General features: G+C 61.7%; 18 protein-coding genes. 4 read left to right on the top strand and 14 right to left on the bottom strand.

Annotated features, from left to right (window positions below; all coding sequences use genetic code 11):
• Nucleotides 1-264 precede the first annotated feature (264 nt).
• Nucleotides 265-657 carry a PRC-barrel domain-containing protein gene (locus tag ATY29_RS30010; protein WP_003570670.1) on the bottom strand — a complete coding sequence of 131 codons (393 nt, stop codon included), beginning with the start codon at nt 655-657 and terminating at the stop codon, nt 265-267.
• 250 nt (nt 658-907) lie between these two features.
• Here ATY29_RS30010 and ATY29_RS30015 point away from each other — a divergent pair, with 250 nt between their 5' ends.
• Together ATY29_RS30015 and pgi are read left to right on the top strand one after the other, a co-directional pair.
• A complete protein-coding gene (locus ATY29_RS30015; protein WP_097533614.1) occupies nt 908-2,608 on the top strand; it encodes a long-chain fatty acid--CoA ligase in 1,701 nt (566 codons plus the stop codon).
• Between the two features lie 186 nt (nt 2,609-2,794).
• Nucleotides 2,795-4,420: a glucose-6-phosphate isomerase gene (gene pgi / locus ATY29_RS30020; RefSeq protein ID WP_097533615.1), complete on the top strand. Its 1,626-nt coding sequence runs from the start codon at nt 2,795-2,797 to the stop codon at nt 4,418-4,420.
• Between the two features lie 332 nt (nt 4,421-4,752).
• Here pgi and ATY29_RS36555 read toward each other — a convergent pair whose 3' ends face one another.
• A complete protein-coding gene (locus ATY29_RS36555) occupies nt 4,753-4,935 on the bottom strand; it encodes a hypothetical protein (protein WP_133118168.1) in 183 nt (60 codons plus the stop codon).
• A gap of 9 nt (nt 4,936-4,944) precedes the next feature.
• On the opposite strand from ATY29_RS36555, the gene otsA reads away from it, so the two are divergent.
• Entirely contained in the window at nt 4,945-6,345 is a 1,401-nt protein-coding gene (gene otsA, locus ATY29_RS30025) for an alpha,alpha-trehalose-phosphate synthase (UDP-forming) (RefSeq protein ID WP_097533616.1), read from the top strand.
• Nucleotides 6,346-6,544: 199 nt separating this feature from the next.
• On the opposite strand, the gene ATY29_RS30030 is transcribed toward otsA, so the two are convergent.
• The 3 genes from ATY29_RS30030 to ATY29_RS30040 form a co-directional block, all read right to left on the bottom strand.
• Nucleotides 6,545-7,471, bottom strand: coding sequence for a carbohydrate kinase family protein (locus tag ATY29_RS30030; protein WP_097533617.1), 927 nt, complete (start codon nt 7,469-7,471; stop codon nt 6,545-6,547).
• A 62-nt stretch (nt 7,472-7,533) separates the two neighbouring features.
• A complete protein-coding gene (locus ATY29_RS30035) occupies nt 7,534-8,223 on the bottom strand; it encodes an orotate phosphoribosyltransferase (RefSeq protein WP_003570675.1) in 690 nt (229 codons plus the stop codon).
• 74 nt (nt 8,224-8,297) lie between these two features.
• Nucleotides 8,298-8,948, bottom strand: coding sequence for a TetR/AcrR family transcriptional regulator (locus tag ATY29_RS30040; protein ID WP_003570676.1), 651 nt, complete (start codon nt 8,946-8,948; stop codon nt 8,298-8,300).
• A 100-nt stretch (nt 8,949-9,048) separates the two neighbouring features.
• On the opposite strand from ATY29_RS30040, the gene ATY29_RS30045 reads away from it, so the two are divergent.
• Complete coding sequence (locus ATY29_RS30045; protein ID WP_003570677.1) at nt 9,049-9,531, top strand: anthrone oxygenase family protein; 483 nt, start codon at nt 9,049-9,051, stop codon at nt 9,529-9,531.
• 224 nt (nt 9,532-9,755) lie between these two features.
• On the opposite strand, the gene ATY29_RS30050 is transcribed toward ATY29_RS30045, so the two are convergent.
• From ATY29_RS30050 to ATY29_RS30085, 9 genes are all read right to left on the bottom strand, one after another.
• On the bottom strand, nt 9,756-10,292 hold the full coding sequence (locus ATY29_RS30050; RefSeq protein ID WP_003570678.1) for a glyoxalase superfamily protein: 537 nt from the start codon (nt 10,290-10,292) through the stop codon (nt 9,756-9,758).
• A 203-nt stretch (nt 10,293-10,495) separates the two neighbouring features.
• Entirely contained in the window at nt 10,496-11,674 is a 1,179-nt protein-coding gene (locus ATY29_RS30055) for a GGDEF domain-containing protein (RefSeq protein WP_025415244.1), read from the bottom strand.
• 272 nt (nt 11,675-11,946) lie between these two features.
• Complete coding sequence (locus tag ATY29_RS36560; RefSeq protein WP_128398355.1) at nt 11,947-12,318, bottom strand: hypothetical protein; 372 nt, start codon at nt 12,316-12,318, stop codon at nt 11,947-11,949.
• A gap of 58 nt (nt 12,319-12,376) precedes the next feature.
• Entirely contained in the window at nt 12,377-12,622 is a 246-nt protein-coding gene (locus tag ATY29_RS30060) for a hypothetical protein (RefSeq protein ID WP_003570681.1), read from the bottom strand.
• 44 nt (nt 12,623-12,666) lie between these two features.
• Nucleotides 12,667-13,707 carry a dihydroorotase gene (gene pyrC / locus ATY29_RS30065; protein WP_097533619.1) on the bottom strand — a complete coding sequence of 347 codons (1,041 nt, stop codon included), beginning with the start codon at nt 13,705-13,707 and terminating at the stop codon, nt 12,667-12,669.
• 72 nt (nt 13,708-13,779) lie between these two features.
• Complete coding sequence (locus ATY29_RS30070; protein ID WP_003570683.1) at nt 13,780-14,412, bottom strand: nucleoside triphosphate hydrolase; 633 nt, start codon at nt 14,410-14,412, stop codon at nt 13,780-13,782.
• Complete coding sequence (locus tag ATY29_RS30075; protein ID WP_003570684.1) at nt 14,409-15,191, bottom strand: ATP-binding cassette domain-containing protein; 783 nt, start codon at nt 15,189-15,191, stop codon at nt 14,409-14,411. The genes ATY29_RS30070 and ATY29_RS30075 overlap by 4 nt, the downstream gene beginning before the upstream one ends.
• 2 nt (nt 15,192-15,193) lie before the next feature.
• Nucleotides 15,194-16,258 (bottom strand): ABC transporter permease, encoded by a 1,065-nt coding sequence (locus ATY29_RS30080; protein ID WP_003570685.1) that lies wholly within the window; start codon nt 16,256-16,258, stop codon nt 15,194-15,196.
• Between the two features lie 154 nt (nt 16,259-16,412).
• Complete coding sequence (locus ATY29_RS30085) at nt 16,413-17,432, bottom strand: sugar ABC transporter substrate-binding protein (RefSeq protein ID WP_003570686.1); 1,020 nt, start codon at nt 17,430-17,432, stop codon at nt 16,413-16,415.
• Between the last annotated feature and the right edge of the window lie 326 nt (nt 17,433-17,758).

The raw sequence follows: 17,758 nt of genomic DNA on the forward strand, positions 1-17,758 counted from the left end.
ATCCCAGCTTCCCCTGCAGTAAAGCACAGATTTGAGAGACAATTCCTGTGCTTGTCACAGGAATCCAGCCACTCGACACCTCAAGCGGAAAAGTCTTCCGCGCCCAAGGACTTGGGCGCACTGGATTCCTGTGACGAGCACAGGAATGAGGGTGGGGTGGCGCCTGTCTGATAAAGCACCCACCACGTGCCAAGCCACGACATCACCAACACCAAAAAGGCCCCGCCTCCACGGGGCCCTTCCAGTTCGGCCTATCGGACGACGTTACATCCAGTAAGGCGGCACGCCGTAGTAATCATAGACCCGGCGGCCATTATCGTTGTACCAGCTGTCGTCATCGTCCGCATAGCTCGGGGCGCCTTCGATCTGTTCCTTGGTCAGGTCGATGCGATAGCCATCCAGCTGCGTGTCGTAGTTCAGTTTTTCCCAGGGCAGCGGATAGTGATCGTGGCCGATGCCCAGGAAGCCGCCGAAGCTCAGCACGGCATAGGCGACGCGGCCATCGAGCTTACCGATGATCAGGCGTTCGATCGAGCCGATATGCTTGCCGTCGGCGCCATAGACGCGGGTGCCTTCGACGCGGTCACTGGCGATCAGCGAATGCGTGCTTTTTTCATTCGGGTCGCGGCGGCTGGCGTCGGTATCCTGAGTCAACATTGTGCACCTCCTTCAGGTGTTTCCTCGGTTTGGGTATGCAAGATCAACGCCATGGCGGACTCAAAGTTCCCGTCCTCGGCACAATTGCGCGGCCGGTGAATATTGACGTTTACGTCAAGGTTAGTATAGCTTCAATCTCGGCTTGAACCGTTCAGGCAATGGCATAAGCTGCCGGACTGGAAGATGGAGGATCCTTCAGTCGATTCCCGGCGCAATGCCGGCAGGGCGGCCGCAAGGGAGAGAGGATAAAATGAACAGCATTTCCGTCCATCCGAACGGCGCCAAGCCCGAAAAACCCTGGCTTGCCGCCTATCCGGATATGGTTCCGGCCGAGCTTCCGCCGCTGGAGCATGCCTCACTGGCGGAACTGCTCGAAAAATCCTGCGCCCGTTATGCCGACCGCATCGCCTTTGCCAGCATGGGCAAGGCGATGAGCTACCACGAGCTGGAAAGCCAGACGCGCAAACTCGCCGCCTGGCTGCAGAGCACCGGCCTTGAGAAGGGCGACCGTGTCGCGGTGATGATGCCGAACGTCTTGCAGAACCCGATCGCGACCTACGCCATTCTGAGGGCCGGCCTTATCGTCGTCAACGTCAACCCGCTCTATACGCCGCGCGAGCTCGAACATCAGCTGCGCGATTCCGGCGCCAAGGCGATCTTCGTGCTGGAGAATTTCGCCCGTACCGTCGAGCAGGTTCTGAACAAGACCGACGTCAAGCATGTTGTCGTCACCTCGCTCGGCGAAATGCTGGGGGCCAAGGGGCTGATCGTCAATTTCCTCGTGCGCAAGGTGAAGAAGCTCGTTCCCTCCTGGTCGATCCCCGAGCACAAGAGCTTTGGCCAGGTGCTGCGCGAAGGAGCGAAAAAGACGCTGCAGCCGGTGACGCTTGCCGGCAGCGATATCGCCTTCCTGCAATATACCGGCGGCACGACGGGCGTTGCCAAGGGCGCGGTGCTGACGCATGCAAACCTGCTTGCCAACAAGCTGCAGCTGTCGCTCTGGCTGCGATCGGCATTCGAGCGCAAGAAACAGCCGGAGGTGCTGAATTTCCTCTGCGCCCTGCCGCTCTACCATATCTTCGCGCTAACGGTGAATTCGCTGATGGGCATGTCGCTCGGCGCCCGCAACATCCTGATCGCCAATCCGCGCGACATTCCCGGCCTCGTCAAGGAATTCGGCAAGTCGGACGTGCACATCTTCCCCGGCCTCAACACGCTGTTCAATGCGCTGATGAACAATGCCGATTTCGCCAAGCTCGATTTCTCGCCGCTGATCATGTCGCTCGGCGGCGGCATGGCCGTGCAGCGCCCGGTCGCCGAACGCTGGCTAAAGATGACCGGCACGGCGGTGACAGAGGGCTATGGCCTTTCCGAGACCTCGCCGGTTGCCACCGCCAACCGCTTCGATTCGCCCGAATTCACCGGCTCGATCGGCCTGCCGATGCCCTCCACCGACCTCGATATCCGCGACGAGGACGGCCATTCTCTGCCGCTCGGCGATGTCGGCGAGATCTGCATCCGCGGGCCACAGGTGATGGCCGGCTATTGGCAGAAGCCGGAGGAGACGGCGCGGGTGATGACCGCCGATGGGTATTTCCGCTCGGGCGACATGGGTTTCATGGATGCGCGCGGCTACACCAAGATCGTCGACCGCAAGAAGGATATGATCCTGGTTTCCGGCTTCAACGTCTATCCGAACGAGATCGAGGAAGTCGCCGCCATGCATGCCGGCATCCTCGAGGCGGCGGCCGTCGGCGTGCCGGACGGCCATTCGGGCGAAGCAGTGAAACTCTTCGTGGTCAGGAAAGATCCTAACCTGACGGAAGCCGAGGTGAAGGCGCATTGCATTGCCAACCTCACCAACTACAAGCGCCCGCGCTTCATCGAGTTCCGCACCGAGCTGCCGAAGTCGCCAGTCGGCAAGATCCTGCGCAAGGACCTGCGCGGCTGAGTTTGACGAATTCAATGTGTTACAGCGTCCTTTGCGCTTCTTTCGGACGCGCGGCGCTGTAATGAAATTAAAGCCATCCGCTCCCCCGCGGCTGGCTTTTTTCATATTGGAGCGGCGGCTGAACTTGATTTGCCCCCGATAAAGCGAATAGTTTCCGCAACCTTTCCGCCTCCAAAGGAGCCTCCCATGAACGCCATCGTCGAACAGCTGAAAAGCACCGCTGATGCCACCAAGGCAACCGACATCCGTGCCGCCTTCGCAGCCGATCCGCAGCGCTTTTCGCGCTTCTCCGTGTCGCTCGACGACCTGCTGATGGATTTCTCCAAGACGGCGGTGAACGAGGAGATCCTCAAGCTCCTGGTCAAGCTTGCCGAAGAAGGCGGCGTCGAAAAGAAGCGCGAGGAAATGTTCTCCGGCAAGGCGATCAATTTCACCGAGGACCGCGCCGTCCTGCATACCGCTCTGCGCAACCGCTCCAACACGCCGGTGCTGGTCGACGGCAAGGATGTCATGCCCGATGTCAATGCGGTGCTTGCCGCCATGGGTAGGTTTGCCGACGGCATCCGCTCCGGCACGCTGAAGGGCGCGACCGGCAAGGCGATCACCGATGTCATCAATATCGGTATCGGCGGCTCGGATCTCGGCCCCGTCATGGCGACGCTGGCGCTTGCCCCGTTCCACGACGGTCCGCGCGCCCATTTCGTCTCCAATATCGACGGCGCCCATATCGCCGATATCCTGAAGCTGGTGCAGCCGGAGACGACGCTCTTCATCGTCGCCTCGAAGACCTTCACGACAGTCGAGACGATGACCAATGCGCAGACGGCGCGCAATTTCATTGCCAAGGCGCTCGGCGAAGCCGCCGTCCAGCACCATTTCGCTGCCGTCTCGACGGCGCTCGACAAGGTTGCCGCCTTCGGCATCGACAGCGCCCGAGTCTTCGGCTTCTGGGACTGGGTCGGCGGCCGTTACTCGATCTGGTCGGCGATCGGCCTGCCGCTGATGATCGCGGTCGGCCCGGACAATTTCGTCAAGTTCCTCGACGGCGCCCATGCCGTCGACAATCACTTCCGTAAGGCGCCAATTACCAAAAACCTGCCGATGCTGCTCGGCCTGATCGGCTTCTACCACCGCAATGTGCTTGGCTACCCCACCCGCGCCATCCTGCCCTATGACCAGCGCCTGTCGCGTTTCCCGGCCTATCTGCAGCAGCTGGACATGGAATCGAACGGCAAGGGTGTGACCATCGACGGCACGCCGGTCGAGGGCAATTCCGGCCCGGTCGTCTGGGGCGAGCCCGGCACCAATGGCCAGCACGCCTTCTACCAGCTGATCCATCAGGGCACGAGCATCATCCCGGCCGAGTTCATGATCGCCGCCAACGCCTTCGAGCCGGAGCTGCGCCACCAGCACCAGCTGCTGATCTCCAACGTGCTCGCCCAGTCGGAAGCGCTGATGAAGGGCCGCACCTTCGCCGAAGCCAAGAAGCAGCTGACCGACAAGGGCATGGACGACAAGAAGGCGGATTTCATCGCGCCGCACCGCGTCTTCACCGGCAACCGTCCGTCGATCACCTTCGTCTACGACAAGCTGACCCCCTACGCACTCGGCCGCCTGATCGCGCTCTACGAACATCGGGTCTTCGTCGAAGGCGTGCTCTTCCGCATCAACTCCTTCGACCAATGGGGCGTCGAACTCGGCAAGGAACTGGCAACCGGCCTGCTGCCTGTCGTCGAGGGCAAGGAGAGTGCTGCATCGCATGACTCTTCGACGCAGGGGCTGGTTGCGGCGCTGGCGAAGCTGGCGAAGTAGGCATTCGAGATTGCCCCTCACGCTAACCCTTTCCCCGCTTGCGGGGCGAGGGCACGTGCCAAACGAGGCGTGGATGAGGAACGAGAGGTGGCGGCATATCCCCTTCGCCCCGCGAGCGGGGGTCCGAAGGACGGGTCGAGACCCGTGGCTCGACCCCCGTCGCTGCCGGCAGGCGAATGAGGGGCGGCTGCCAACATCCGCATAACGGCCGCAAATGATCAACTGATATCGTCAGGCCTGGCGCATCGCTGCCGTGCGCAATCCGGATTGAATGTTCTACTAATAGAAAATTGTAGAAAGAATTCTTTCAATCCGCCGCAATCGCCCTAGATTCAAGCAAATTCTGTGCGGAGTGCAGTTTCGACGACATGGCTTGCCATGTCGGGATCGCGCTCCATTTCATTGTTCCGCTGGCGCTTCAACCGGGCCACCCGCGTCCGGATCAAGGCCCGTGCCAAGGTCGGAGATTTCCCGAGACGCTCGTCACAAAGCGTTTCAAGTTCCATCGTCTTCAAAGGAAGCTCATGAGCCGTCTTATCGTCGTTTCCAATCGTGTCCCCATGCCGGCCAAGGATGGCAGCGCCGCCGCCGGTGGCCTCGCCGTCGCGTTGCAGGCAGCCCTGCAGAAGCGCGGCGGCATCTGGATGGGGTGGTCGGGAGAGTCGAGCGGAGACAAAGAACCCGGCCCGCTGTCGCAGCTGCAGAAGGGCAACATCACCTATGCCTTGACCGATCTCACCGACACCGACGTCGAGGAATATTATCGCGGCTTTGCAAACCGGGTTCTCTGGCCGATCTGCCACTACCGCCTGGATCTTGCCGAATATGGCCGCAAGGAAATGGCCGGCTATTTCCGCGTCAACCGCTTCTTCGCGCATCGGCTGGCGCCGATGATCGAGCCGGACGACATCATCTGGGTTCATGATTACCACCTGATTCCGCTGGCGGCCGAACTGCGGCAAATGGGGCTGAAAAACCGGATCGGCTTCTTCCTGCACATTCCCTGGCCGCCGGCCGACATTCTCGTCACCATGCCGGTCCATGAGGAAATCATGCGCGGTCTTTCCCATTACGATCTCGTCGGCTTCCAGACCGATTACGACCTGCAGAACTTCGCCGGCTATCTCAGAAGGGAAGGCATTGGCGACGACCTCGGAAACGGATTGTTCAATTCCCATGGGCGGATCTTCAAGGCCGGCGCCTATCCGATCGGGATCGAGACCGCGGCCTTCGCCGAATTCGCCGAGAAAGCCGCCAGCAATGTCATGGTGCAGAAGACCCAGCGCAGCATCGAAGGCCGGGACATGATCATCGGCGTCGATCGGCTCGATTATTCGAAAGGCATCATTCAGCGGCTGGAAGCATTCGAACGTTTCCTCACCGACAATCCTGCCTACCAGAACAAGGTCACCTATCTGCAGGTCACGCCGAAATCGCGATCGGAAGTCCCCGAATACGAGCACATGCAGAAGATGGTCGCCGAACAGGCCGGCCGCGTCAACGGCGCCATCGGGACGGTCGACTGGGTGCCGATCCGCTATGTCAACCGATCGATCAGCCGCAACGTGCTCGCCGGCCTCTACCGCCTCGCGACGATCGGGCTGGTCACACCGTTGCGCGACGGCATGAACCTCGTCGCCAAGGAATATGTCGCCGCCCAGAACCCGGACCGCCCGGGCGTCCTGGTGCTATCACGCTTTGCCGGCGCGGCACGGGAATTGAAGGGCGCACTGCTGGTCAATCCCTACGATGTCGAGGGCACTGCCAATGCGATTGCCAAGGGCCTTGCCATGTCGCTTGAGGAGCGCCGCGACCGCTGGAGCATGATGATGGAACATCTGCTGTCCTACGACGTCTCGCTTTGGTGCGAAAACTTCCTGGGAGATCTGGTGATCGCTGCCGAGCATCCCCGGACAGCCGCCTGATCGATCGGTGTCGAGGCCTCGATGCAGGGCTGGCTGCGGCGCTGGCAAAGTAAAAAAATGTCCCTCACCCTAGCCCTCTCCCCGTTCTGACGGGAAGAGGGGACCTGCCCTACGAGACGTAACGGGGACCGGAAAGGTTGCGGCATAGCCCCTTCGCCCCGTACGGCAGGCGGATGAGGGGCTGATGCTCGCTTAAGCCTTACAGCCCGATCTCGTGCGCCCAGGGCGGGTTGGCGCCAGCGCGCGACACGGTGACGGCGGCGGCTTTGGCGCCGAGCGTCAGGGCGTTGCGCACTGCCTGTTCGTCGAGGGTGGCGACTTGGCGCTTGGTCAGCAGGCCATCCCTCTTCAGCGACGCCAGCACGCCGGCATCGAAGGTATCGCCGGCGCCGACCGTGTCGACCACGGTGACCCGCTCGCTCGGCACCGTCACCTTGCGCTCGCTGGTATAGCCGGAGGCGCCTTCTGCGCCCTTGGTGATGACGACGAGTTTGGCGCCGTGGGCGAGCCAGTGGGCGGCGAGCGCGTCATGGTCGCCGGAAAGACCGAACCAGTCGAGATCTTCGTCGGAGAATTTGATGATGTCGGATTTGGCCGCCATGCGCTTGATACGGGCCATATGCGCCTGTTTGTCCTTGATGAAGCCGGGGCGGATATTCGGGTCGAGCGATATGACACGGTGAGCGGCTTCCCGGTCGAGCAGCGCTTCGTAGGTTTCGCCGCACGGGCTCGGGATTAGGCTGATCGCGCCGAAATGCAGGGCTTCGCAATCGTCGCCAAGGGCCGGCAGATCGGCCTCGGTGATCATCCGGCCGGCCGTGCCTTCGTCATAGAAGGCATAGGTCGCCTGGCCGTTGACCAGCTTGACGAAGGCGATCGTCGAGGGGCGCTGGGTGATGGCGCACGGGCTGTAATCGACATTGCTCGCCTTCAACGTCGTAAGCAGGATTTCGCCCATCATGTCATCGGCAATGCCGGTGAAAAAGGCGGTGGGAATGCCGAGGCGGCCGAGCGCGATGGCGGTATTGAAGATCGCGCCGCCGGCATAGGGCGCAAAGCCCTTTTCACCAAGGGTCGTGTCTCTCGGCAGCATGTCGATCAGGGCTTCGCCGCAGCACAAAATCATCGGATTCCTCCCAACAGAACGTCTATGTTCATCAATCGATTTGGCGAGCTTTTGTCAACTGGCTAGAGCGAAAGCTCACTAACGCCGCCGTTGCGTCCCGACCAAGCCAGCGGCGCATCCAGGAAGGCTTCGACCTCGGCAAGCGTCTTGTCGTCGAACAGCTTCTGCTCCTTGGCGACCGCCAGCACATTGCGCCAGGTGGCGATATGATGCAGCCGGACCTTGCCCTCGTCAAAACGCTGTTGACCGAAAATGCCGTAGAAGAACAGCGCGATGCCGTGGTCGACAACGCCGCCGGCGGCGCGAATGGCGTCGATGAATTTGAACATGCTGCCGCCGGCCGTCGTCAGGTCCTCGATGACAAGCACGCGCGAACCTTCCGGCATATTGCCTTCGATCTGGGCATTGCGGCCATGGCCTTTCGGCTGCTTGCGGACATAGATCATCGGCAGGCCGAGGCGATCGGCAAGCAGGGCGGCGAAGGGAATGCCGGCGGTCTCGCCGCCGGCGATGCAATCGAACTGCTCGAAACCGGCATCGCGCAGCAAGGTGCTGGCGGCAAAATCCATCACCGTCGAACGGATGCGCGGAAAGGAGAGCAGCTTGCGGCAATCGATATAGACCGGGCTCGCCATGCCGGAGGCTAGCTTATAGGGCTGGGCAGCGTTGAAATGCACCGCCTTGATCTCCCAGAGCATCTTGGCCACCAGTTCGGCCATCACGGCGCGGTCGGGAAATGTCGTCTGGATCATGCGGCTCTCCTTCAGCTTTGCGTCTCCGGCAATAGCAGCAAGAGCCCCTCGTTTCCAGATAGAAGACCGGCCAATCACCGCAACAAGCGGCCGATATCGGGTCCCTGCATCTTCTTGAACAGGGCAATGGCCGCATCGCCCTCCTCCGCGTCCAGCGAAACGGCATAACGCACCGCGGCCGCAAGCAGCTGCATCGTCAGCCGGGCGATCGCCAGAAGCTCGCTGCGATCGCGCTCCGGCCACAGGCGGATGAGTACGGCGAGAAATGCCTGGGCATGAAATTCCATGTCCTCGGCATCGATCTGCTGCAGCAGCTTGTCGGTATGGGTCGCATGCCAGATGTCGCGCATCACGGGCTCGCGGCGGAAGAAGGCATAATATTCGTCGGCAATATTGGCGAGCGCGGCTGTGAGCGCCGCAGCGTCGGTCACCTTCGCCAGCTCCACTTCCACGCAGCGCCTGCCCTCGTCGTTGAAGCGCTCGGCCAATGTGCGGATGATCGAGCTCTTGTCGGGGAAATATTGGTAGAGCGCGCCGAAGGAAAGACCGGCCTTTTCGACGATCTCACTCATCTTCAGGCCGTCGCTGCCATGGCTTTCGATCAGCTCGGCGGCAACAGTAAGGATTTTTTCAAAGCGCTCGCGGCCACGTTGCTGGCTGGGGATCCGGCGCGGCTGGCCGCTATGCTGCTGGCGCCTGCGCGTTGCGACCGGCTGTTCCGACATGCGTTTCTCCTACGGCGGTTGACAAACAAAATAAGAGAGTTTATCTCATTTTGCAAATAAGAGAGTTTCTCTTGTTTACCCCGTCGGAAGGAGCTTCGACATGCAGATCGTCCTCATCCTCTCGCTGGTGGCCGCCGCCATCGGTAGCGGCCTCGTCGCCGGCATCTTCTTCGCCTTCTCGACCTTCATCATGACCGCCTTCTCGCGCATCCCGGCCGAACAGGGCATTGCCGCGATGAACTCGATCAACGTGACGATCGTCCGCTCGCCCTTCATGGCGCTTTTCGTGCCGACAGCAATCCTCTGCCTCGTCATCGCAGTGCTGGCACTGATGAACTGGCGCGGCGGCGCATCCGCGCTGATGCTGGCGGGTGCTGCCCTCTATGTCTTCGCTTCCTTCCTCTCGACCATCATCTTCAACGTGCCGATGAACGATGCGCTTGATAAGGTCAGCGGCGGCGGTCCGGAAGCGGCGGCGCTCTGGAGCACCTATATCCGGGAATGGACATGGTGGAACCACGTGCGGACGGTGGCCTCGCTGCTTGCCGCGGTCGCCTTCGTGCGGGCGCTGATGCTGGTGTGAGAAGCATTCAAGAGAGCCTCATCCTGAGGGGCTTCGAGGGACGGGGCGGGCATGCCGCCTTCTGATGTTTGCGAGGAGCACCGTTGTAGTGCGTCCTTCAACTACCCTCATTCCTGTGCCTGTCACAGGAATGAGGGTGGGGATATGACGGCGCCCAGCAACGACCTGCGTGATGCCCGAGTATGACGAAGGAGAAGCCGACGAACTTTGTCAGCCGCCACCGCCTACGCCTGCTGGCAAAAAGCGATGCGGTTGCTGAAGGGGTCGATGACCATCATCTCAAGTCCCCACGGCGCCTCCTCCACGCCGGGGTTCATATAGCGGTAGTCCTTGCCGGCAAGTTCGGCGTGGTAGGCCCGCACATTGGCGACGCGGACGAAAGCCTTGGCGCCGGGGCTGGCGTCGCCGGAATGTTCGCTTAAGTGCAGCGCCATGCCGTCGCGCGAGACCTGGCAATAGAGCGGGGAGTTTTCGCCGAAGCGATGCTCCCAATCGAGATTGAAGCCGAGAAAGCCGCAATAAAACTCCATGGCCTTTTCCACGGAGAAGATGCGGAAGATCGGCATCGGCGGCTCGATACGAACAGCGGAGCCGGAAGCGCCCGCCGCATCGATCTTGGCCGAGAGGATATTCCATTGTTCGAGCCCGAACTGTCGGGCGACGATTTCGAGCGTTTCGCTGTGGCTGAGTGATATGTCGCGGTCGGCAAGGGCCTGCCGCAATGTCTTTGCCATGAGCTTGGCATCGCGAAAATCGCGCATAGTGGATCCTTCCGTCGGCGGCAAACAGGACGATCAGTGCCCGCGTCTGCTGACCCGTTCGCCATCGATCGCCAAACGGCAAGGGATGTGAAGGATGTTCTCTGGATGCATTCACCATAACGCCAAAGTGTCAAACATCGGGCGTCGCGGGGCGGCTGGCCGCATCCGGCCGAGGGCGATAGTATGAGAGGATCGATCGCCGATCAAGACGCGGTGCGCGACACCTCGACCGGCACCGCCTGCAGGTGGCCGGCAAGCTCGACGCGGTTGCGGCCGCCACGCTTGGCGGCGTAGAGCGCCTTGTCGGCGGCGCTCAGCATGGCGTCGAAATCCAGGCTCTTGGCACGCCCGGGCGCGACGCCGACGCTGACGGTGCATGTCAGCACCCCGTCATCGATATCAATCTCGCGCGCCTCGAAAGCCCTGCGGATGCGCTCGGCCGCCAGTTCCGCCCGACCCGGCATGGTCTCTTTCAGCACCAGCGCGAACTCCTCACCGCCCAAGCGTGCGGCGATGTCACCGGCGCGGCAATGGCTAGCGAGCTCGGCGGCAAAGTCCTTGATCACGCGGTCGCCGATCGCATGGCCATAACGGTCGTTGACGGATTTGAAGTGGTCGATATCGAAGACGATGACGGCGGTGGTCGAGCCCATCGGGCGCGTGCCGTATTGATCGAACAGGGCGCGGCGGTTGAGCAGACCGGTCAGCGGATCGGTGATCGCCTCCAGACGATGGCGGGCGGCAAGCCGCCACTGATGCAGCGCCAGCGACAGCGCGCCGATCCCGGTCATGCCGGCGATGCAGACGGCCAGACTCAGATCTTCGGCCCAGTTGTTCGGCGCCTTGCCCAGCACCAGCTTGCCATCGGAGATCAGCACGGCGGCGCAAAGGACGAAGGAGATCGCCGTCAGCGTGTAGAGCACGGTGATGCCGAGGATCGGGGCCGGCGCCTCGGCACGGGCCAGCCAATATTGCCGGGCGGTGGCAAAGAGCAGCAGGGCAATGGCAAGATTGTCGGCGATGAAGGCCAGGCCGTCATAACCCGACAGCATCGGCGCGACGGAGAAGACTATCGCAGCGAGCGCTCGGATCGAGATGGCCGGAACGGACAGCCGGCCGGTGAGAAACTGTCTGCCGGCGCCCCAGATCGTCGCAAAACCGGCATGGAACAGCACGAAATTGGCCACACCCAGCCATATCTCCGGCCTGTTCACATAGGCGCCGTAGACAAAAATGCCGCCGATGACGAGGACCAGACCGATGGTGGCGGTGAGCAGCACCGTTTCCGCCCGGCGCGCGAGCCAGCTGCCCATCAAGGTCACGGCCAGACATGCCGTGGAGACGCCAAGCGCCAACAAAAGGGAGTTATAGTCAAGCATCATGCTTTTTCAGTCTCCGCGACTGCAACCACCGGATAATGTTTGACAACCTATGGGATCAGCGGTGAGGAATGTCTTATGCATTCCATTAAAAAATGATGCACTGCACACGGAAATGTTAGCGGGGTAACTTGGGACTTTAAAAGGATCAGGCTGCGTCGCGCTTAGCTCTCCAGAGCATGATGCCGAAAAGTGTGAGCGGTTTTCGGACAACATCATGCTCTAACTATCTAATTTAGAACAGGATTCAGATTTTAGGCCGACCCGGTCTAAAATCATCCTGTTCTGGCGAGACAGGCCGCCTGCTGTTTGCGGTCTTCGATAAAGGCGCGAGCAAGGTTTGCTGCAACCGCAACGCATATGACGGCGCAGGCAATCGCGCACACCAGCCTTGCCCGCTCGCGCCAATTCAAGGCGTTGACGACAAATCCTGCTCCGTAGAGGAGAAGCGCGGGGATGGCGAAGATCACAACATTGGCCAAGCCGTCGCAGTCCAGCGCGTCGATACCCAGCGTCGCCTGGTATTCATTGGGCGGCATCAGGGCAGCAAGCAGCGCCAACGGCAAACCCAGCACCAGTATGGTCCAGCCCAGTACTCGACCAAGGCGGCCTTTCGGTGCTGCGGAGTAACGACCCTTATCGCTCATGATTGCCCGGATGGCTCTACGATATCAGGTGCCAGCTTCATCAAAACGGTGCCCCTGTTCATTGATGCGCTCCTCCGCTTCCGTCGCCGTGCCATGTTGGCCAATCGCCGCCCTCCGTGCGTTCGAATTGAACACCGCTCGGTGCGCCGTTCTCCGACGTTGCCGGCCGAGACCTCCGCCGCGCCCGCTCCTGCGAGAGATAGGAGAGGAAAATGACACTGGCGATCAACATCGAGCCGCAAATGACACCGGCCCCGATCAACATGATCGTCCAGATATCCGGCCAGGAATTGCTGATCTGCATCGGCTACCTCTTCCCCAGAGTGTGCGGGCGGCGCCGTCGGGCGCCTACCCCACCACCTGCCAATGCAGCGGAAACATCGGATCGAACACCGTCACCGGGCCGGCGCCGGTTTCGATCCTGGCGGGGAAGACGACCGGCTCGGCCTGCTTGGACAAGGTGATGCGTTCCTCGTTCGGCTGAAGGCCGTACCAGGCCGGTCCGTTCAGCGAGGCGAAGGCTTCGAGATTTTCCAGCGCGCCCTCCTGTTCGAAGACATGGGCAAGGCAGCTCATCGTATTGATCGAGGTGTAGATGCCGGCGCAGCCGCAGGCGCATTCCTTCAGCGGATCGACATGCGGGGCGGAATCGGTGCCGAGGAAGAAGCGCGGATCACCGCTGACGGCGGCGGCGCGCAGCGCCAGCCGGTGGTTCTCGCGCTTGGCGACCGGCAGGCAGTAATAATGCGGGCGGATGCCGCCGACCAGGATCGCGTTGCGGTTGATGATCAGATGGTGGGTGGTGATCGAGCCGGCGAGATTTGATTTGGCAGCCTTGATGTAGTCGATGCCGTCCGAGGTCGTTACATGTTCCATCGTCACCTTCAACTCGGGCAGGCGTTTGCGCAGCGGATCGAGCACGGTGTCGATGAAGACGGCTTCGCGGTCGAAGATATCGACATCGGGCGTCGTCACCTCGCCATGGACGCAGAGGGGCAGGCCGATCGCAGCCATGCGCTCCAGCACCGGCATCGCCTTTTCCATGTCGCGCACGCCGCCATGCGAATTGGTGGTGGCGCCGGCCGGATATAGCTTGACCGCGGTGATCAGGCCGCTTTTGGCGCCCGCCTCGACATCGTCGGGGCTGGTATGTTCGGTGAGATAAAGCGTCATCAGCGGCTGGAAGCGATGGCCGGCCGGCAGCGCCCTGAGGACGCGCTCACGATAGGCCGTCGCATCTGCTGTGGTGACGACGGGCGGCACGAGGTTGGGCATGATGATGGCGCGGGCGAAGGTGCGGCTCGTATCGGCGATCACGCCTTCCAGCATGGCGCCGTCGCGCAGATGCAGGTGCCAGTCGTCAGGGCGGCGGATGGTGATCGATTGCATGGCAGGCCTCCGAAGCGATGCGTCTGCGGCTTCGATACCACTATCCCTTATGAGAAAACAATCACCGTGGGATCACGCCAGCGCGATCTCCAGCGTCACATCGGCCGGGCGGCGGTTTTCGAGGATCAGCCGGCCGTTCGGCAGGTCGTTGCCGTAGACCTTGGCGCTCGCCTCTTCCTCGGTCAGCTTATAACCGCGCCAGCGATCCCAAAGGCGCTCTTCCAGCACCTCGATCGGCGGGGCGAGCATGATCGTGTAGTCGAAGATGCCGTCGAGTTCGGCCCATTTGCCCTGGGTGAAGAGCAGATAATTGCCCTCGACAATGATGAAACGGTCCTTCGGATCGATCGGCCGGGCCGAGGCAATCGCAAGCTCGCGCGAGCGGTCGAAAACGGGGACGAGAACCTCTTGATCGGCCGGTCTGACGGCACGGACGATATCGAGGAAGCCGCGGACATCGAAGGTTTCAGGGATGCCCTTGCGCGCCAAAAGGCCACGTTCGATCAGGATGGCGTTATCCATGTGGAAGCCGTCCATCGGCAGAACAGCGGCGCTTTCGCCCCTGGCTTTCAACGCCACCGCCAGATTGTCGGCCATGGTCGACTTGCCCGAACCCGGCGGCCCGGCGACGCCGACCAGGAAACGTTTGGCATCGCCGGCGCGGCCGATAAGCTCGCCGGCGATGTCATCGATGCGTACGCTCATGCAGCGACAGGCTCCGTCGGCACCGCCTTGGCGCCGGTCATGAAGGCGACGGCATCGGACATGGTGTATTCCTTCGGATCGATCACCGTCAGGCGCCGGCCGAGACGGTGGATATGGATCCGGTCGGCGACCTCGAAGACATGCGGCATGTTGTGCGAGATCAGCACGATCGGCAGGCCGCGGGCTCTGACGTCGAGGATCAGTTCCAGCACGCGGCGGCTTTCCTTGACGCCTAGGGCGGCCGTCGGTTCGTCCATGATGATGACCTTCGAGCCGAAGGCGGCGGCGCGGGCAACCGCGACACCCTGGCGCTGACCGCCGGACAGCGTTTCCACCGCCTGGTTGATGTTCTGGATGGTCATCAGGCCGAGTTCGGAGAGCTTGTTGCGCGCCAGCTTTTCCATGGCCGGCCGGTCGAGCATGCGAAACAGCGAGCCGAGCGGCCCTTTTTTGCGGATCTCGCGGCCGAGGAACATATTGTCGGCGATCGACAGCGCCGGCGACAGAGCGAGGTTCTGGTAGACGGTCTCGATGCCGGCCTCGCGCGCTTCCATCGGCGAGCGGAATTGCACCTGCTTGCCTTCCAGGGTGATTACGCCCTCGTCCGGGGTGACGGCGCCCGAAATCGCCTTGATCAGCGAGGATTTGCCGGCGCCGTTATCGCCGATGACGGCAAGGATTTCACCCGGATAGAGGTCGAAATCGGCATTGTCGAGCGCGGTCACGCGGCCATAACGCTTGACCAGACCGCGGGCGGTGAGAAGGGGTTCGCGAGCCATGATTACACCGAAACCTTTCTGATCCACTGGTCGATGGCGACGGCGGCGATGATCAGCACGCCAGTCAAAAGCACTTTCCATTGCGGGTCGGCGCCGAGCATGTTGAGGCCCATGGACACGACACCGACGATCATGGCGCCGAAGAGCGTGCCGAGAATGGAGCCGCGGCCGCCGAACAGCGAGATGCCGCCGATCACAGTCGCGGTGATCGCCTGGAGGTTATAATCGGTGACCGCCGAGGACGGCGAGATCGAGCCGTTGCGGCCGATCGAAACCCAGGCGGCGAAGGCGGCGATAACGCCCGAAATCGTGTAGACCGTGAGCAGCACCTTCTTGGTCTGGATGCCGGAGAGCTTGGCCGCCTCCGGATCGTCGCCGACGGCATAGACATGCCGGCCCCAGGCGGTGTGATTGAGCACGTACCAGAGCACGAGGACGAGCAGCACCATGGCGATGACGCCCAGCGTCAGCACGGCGCTGCCGAGCCTGAAGCTTGCAGCGAAAAGATGCAGCAGCGGCGCCTGTTCATCGACGTCGGTGTCGCGGATCGTCTCATTGGCCGAATAGATGAAATTCGTCGCCATGACGATATTCCAGGTGCCGAGCGTGACGATGAAGGGCGGCAGCTTCATGAAGGCGACGAGAAAGCCGTTCAGCAATCCGCAGAGGCCGCCGACGAGGAGGCCGCCTACGACCGCGATCGGTGTCGGTATGCCGTAAGTGATGGCGACATTGCCCATGATCACCGCCGAGATCACCATGATGACGCCGATCGAAAGATCGATGCCGGCGGTCAGGATGACCAGCGTCTGGGCGGCGCCGAGAATGCCGACGATGGCGATCTGCTGCAGGATCAGCGTCAGAGTGTAGGACGAAAAGAACCGTCCGCCGATCGTGGCCCCGAAAATGATGATTGCCAGCACCAGCACGATCAGCGGCACGGCGGCCGGCGTCGAGTGCAGAAAATGCTGGGCACGCTTGATCAGCGAGACATCTTGGTGCTCGAAGGAGGCGACGCTCTTGTCGCTGCCGTCGAGGACGCGTTCGAATTCCTGTGTTCCGGTCATGGTTCCTCCTCCGCATCCGCGCACCGAACTCGCGCGGGGGCCGTCACCGATATCCTTCCGGTCTTTGCTGAGCCGGTTCGTGAGGCGACGGCACATCGTCCGTCGAAAACGGCCGGGGATCAAGCCCCGGCCGTCTGCTTTCAATAAAGCGGGCTCAGCCCCAGCACTTGTCGGTGCCTTCCTTGGTGTCGATAGACTTGACGCCGGAAACCGGCTTGTCGGTGACGAGCGAGACGCCGGTGTCGAAGAACGACTTACCTTCGGTCGGCTTCGGCTTTTCACCGGAGTCGGCGAACTTCTTGATCGCCTCGATGCCGAGCGACGCCATCAGCAGCGGATATTGCTGCGAGGTGGCGCCGATGACGCCTTCCTTGACCGACTTCACGCCGGGGCAACCGCCGTCGACCGAGACGATCAGCACGTTCTTTTCCATGCCGACGGCCTTCAGCGCCTGGTAGGCGCCGACAGCGGCTGGCTCGTTGATCGTGTGGATGACGTTGATGCCAGGATCCTTCTGGAGAAGGTTTTCCATGGCCTTTCGGCCGCCTTCTTCATTGCCGTTGGTCACGTCATGGCCGACGATGCGCTTGTCGTCTTCGTCGCCGATCTTGTCCGGGTTCTTCGGGTCGATGCCGAAGCCCATCATGAAGCCCTGGTCGCGCAGAACGTCGACCGTCGGCTGCGACGGGGTCAGGTCGAGGAAGCCGACCTTGGCATCCTTGGCCTTGTCGCCCATGGTTTCCTTGGCCCACTGGCCGATCAGCTTGCCGGCGAGCAGGTTGTCGGTGGCGAAGGTGGCGTCAGCGGCATCGGCCGGTTCCAGCGGCGTGTCGAGGGCGATGACCAGCAGGCCGGCGTCGCGGGCCTTCTTGACCGCAGGCACGATGCCCTTGGTGTCCGAAGCCGTCAGCAGGATGCCCTTTGCGCCGTCGGCAATGCAGCTTTCGATCGCTGCAACCTGGCTTTCGCTGTCACCGTCGATCTTGCCGGCATAGGACTTCAGCGAAACGCCGAGTTCCTTGGCCTTGGCCGTCGCACCTTCCTTCATCTTGACGAAGAAGGGGTTGGTGTCGGTCTTGGTGATCAGGCAGGCGGAAACGTCAGCCGCCATCGCCGGAGCGGAAAAAGCAACACCGAGCGCCAGCGCGCCGAAAGCGAGAACAGATTTCTTCATGGAACTCCTCCCAGAGTTTGCCGGCACCGCCCGTGCGGGGCCGGAATTTAAGATATGACACTTTGCCGTGGATTGTTAAGCGCCCAAAGCCGTCCCGTGTCCTTGACGAGGGCAATTAAGAGCGAAAAGAAATCGCCTTGTCAATAAATAAATCCAATTGAATTATTAATTCGATGTGGCATGCTCCGTTCAAATCGGGGCGTGCAGCGCCGCGCGTGTTTACAGACGCGCAAAAGGACACTGCACCATTTTGAACTGCCGCATGATTGCGTAAATCGATTCCGATCCAAGCAATCCTGCAGGGGGCCAACGCTCGGGAGGAGCGG

The organism is Rhizobium hidalgonense (genome assembly GCF_002914525.1).
GTDB lineage: Bacteria > Pseudomonadota > Alphaproteobacteria > Rhizobiales > Rhizobiaceae > Rhizobium > Rhizobium hidalgonense.

Bases quoted from the DNA above. Each gene is read 5' to 3' on its own strand.
- ATY29_RS30010 (WP_003570670.1), bottom strand. From the start codon at position 657: ATGTTGACTCAGGATACCGACGCCAGCCGCCGCGACCCGAATGAAAAA.
- ATY29_RS30015 (WP_097533614.1), top strand. From the start codon at position 908: ATGAACAGCATTTCCGTCCATCCGAACGGCGCCAAGCCCGAAAAACCC.
- pgi (WP_097533615.1), top strand. From the start codon at position 2,795: ATGAACGCCATCGTCGAACAGCTGAAAAGCACCGCTGATGCCACCAAG.
- otsA (WP_097533616.1), top strand. From the start codon at position 4,945: ATGAGCCGTCTTATCGTCGTTTCCAATCGTGTCCCCATGCCGGCCAAG.
- ATY29_RS30030 (WP_097533617.1), bottom strand. From the start codon at position 7,471: ATGATTTTGTGCTGCGGCGAAGCCCTGATCGACATGCTGCCGAGAGAC.
- ATY29_RS30035 (WP_003570675.1), bottom strand. From the start codon at position 8,223: ATGATCCAGACGACATTTCCCGACCGCGCCGTGATGGCCGAACTGGTG.
- ATY29_RS30040 (WP_003570676.1), bottom strand. From the start codon at position 8,948: ATGTCGGAACAGCCGGTCGCAACGCGCAGGCGCCAGCAGCATAGCGGC.
- ATY29_RS30045 (WP_003570677.1), top strand. From the start codon at position 9,049: ATGCAGATCGTCCTCATCCTCTCGCTGGTGGCCGCCGCCATCGGTAGC.
- ATY29_RS30050 (WP_003570678.1), bottom strand. From the start codon at position 10,292: ATGCGCGATTTTCGCGATGCCAAGCTCATGGCAAAGACATTGCGGCAG.
- ATY29_RS30055 (WP_025415244.1), bottom strand. From the start codon at position 11,674: ATGATGCTTGACTATAACTCCCTTTTGTTGGCGCTTGGCGTCTCCACG.
- ATY29_RS36560 (WP_128398355.1), bottom strand. From the start codon at position 12,318: ATGAGCGATAAGGGTCGTTACTCCGCAGCACCGAAAGGCCGCCTTGGT.
- ATY29_RS30060 (WP_003570681.1), bottom strand. From the start codon at position 12,622: ATGCAGATCAGCAATTCCTGGCCGGATATCTGGACGATCATGTTGATC.
- pyrC (WP_097533619.1), bottom strand. From the start codon at position 13,707: ATGCAATCGATCACCATCCGCCGCCCTGACGACTGGCACCTGCATCTG.
- ATY29_RS30070 (WP_003570683.1), bottom strand. From the start codon at position 14,412: ATGAGCGTACGCATCGATGACATCGCCGGCGAGCTTATCGGCCGCGCC.
- ATY29_RS30075 (WP_003570684.1), bottom strand. From the start codon at position 15,191: ATGGCTCGCGAACCCCTTCTCACCGCCCGCGGTCTGGTCAAGCGTTAT.
- ATY29_RS30080 (WP_003570685.1), bottom strand. From the start codon at position 16,258: ATGACCGGAACACAGGAATTCGAACGCGTCCTCGACGGCAGCGACAAG.
- ATY29_RS30085 (WP_003570686.1), bottom strand. From the start codon at position 17,432: ATGAAGAAATCTGTTCTCGCTTTCGGCGCGCTGGCGCTCGGTGTTGCT.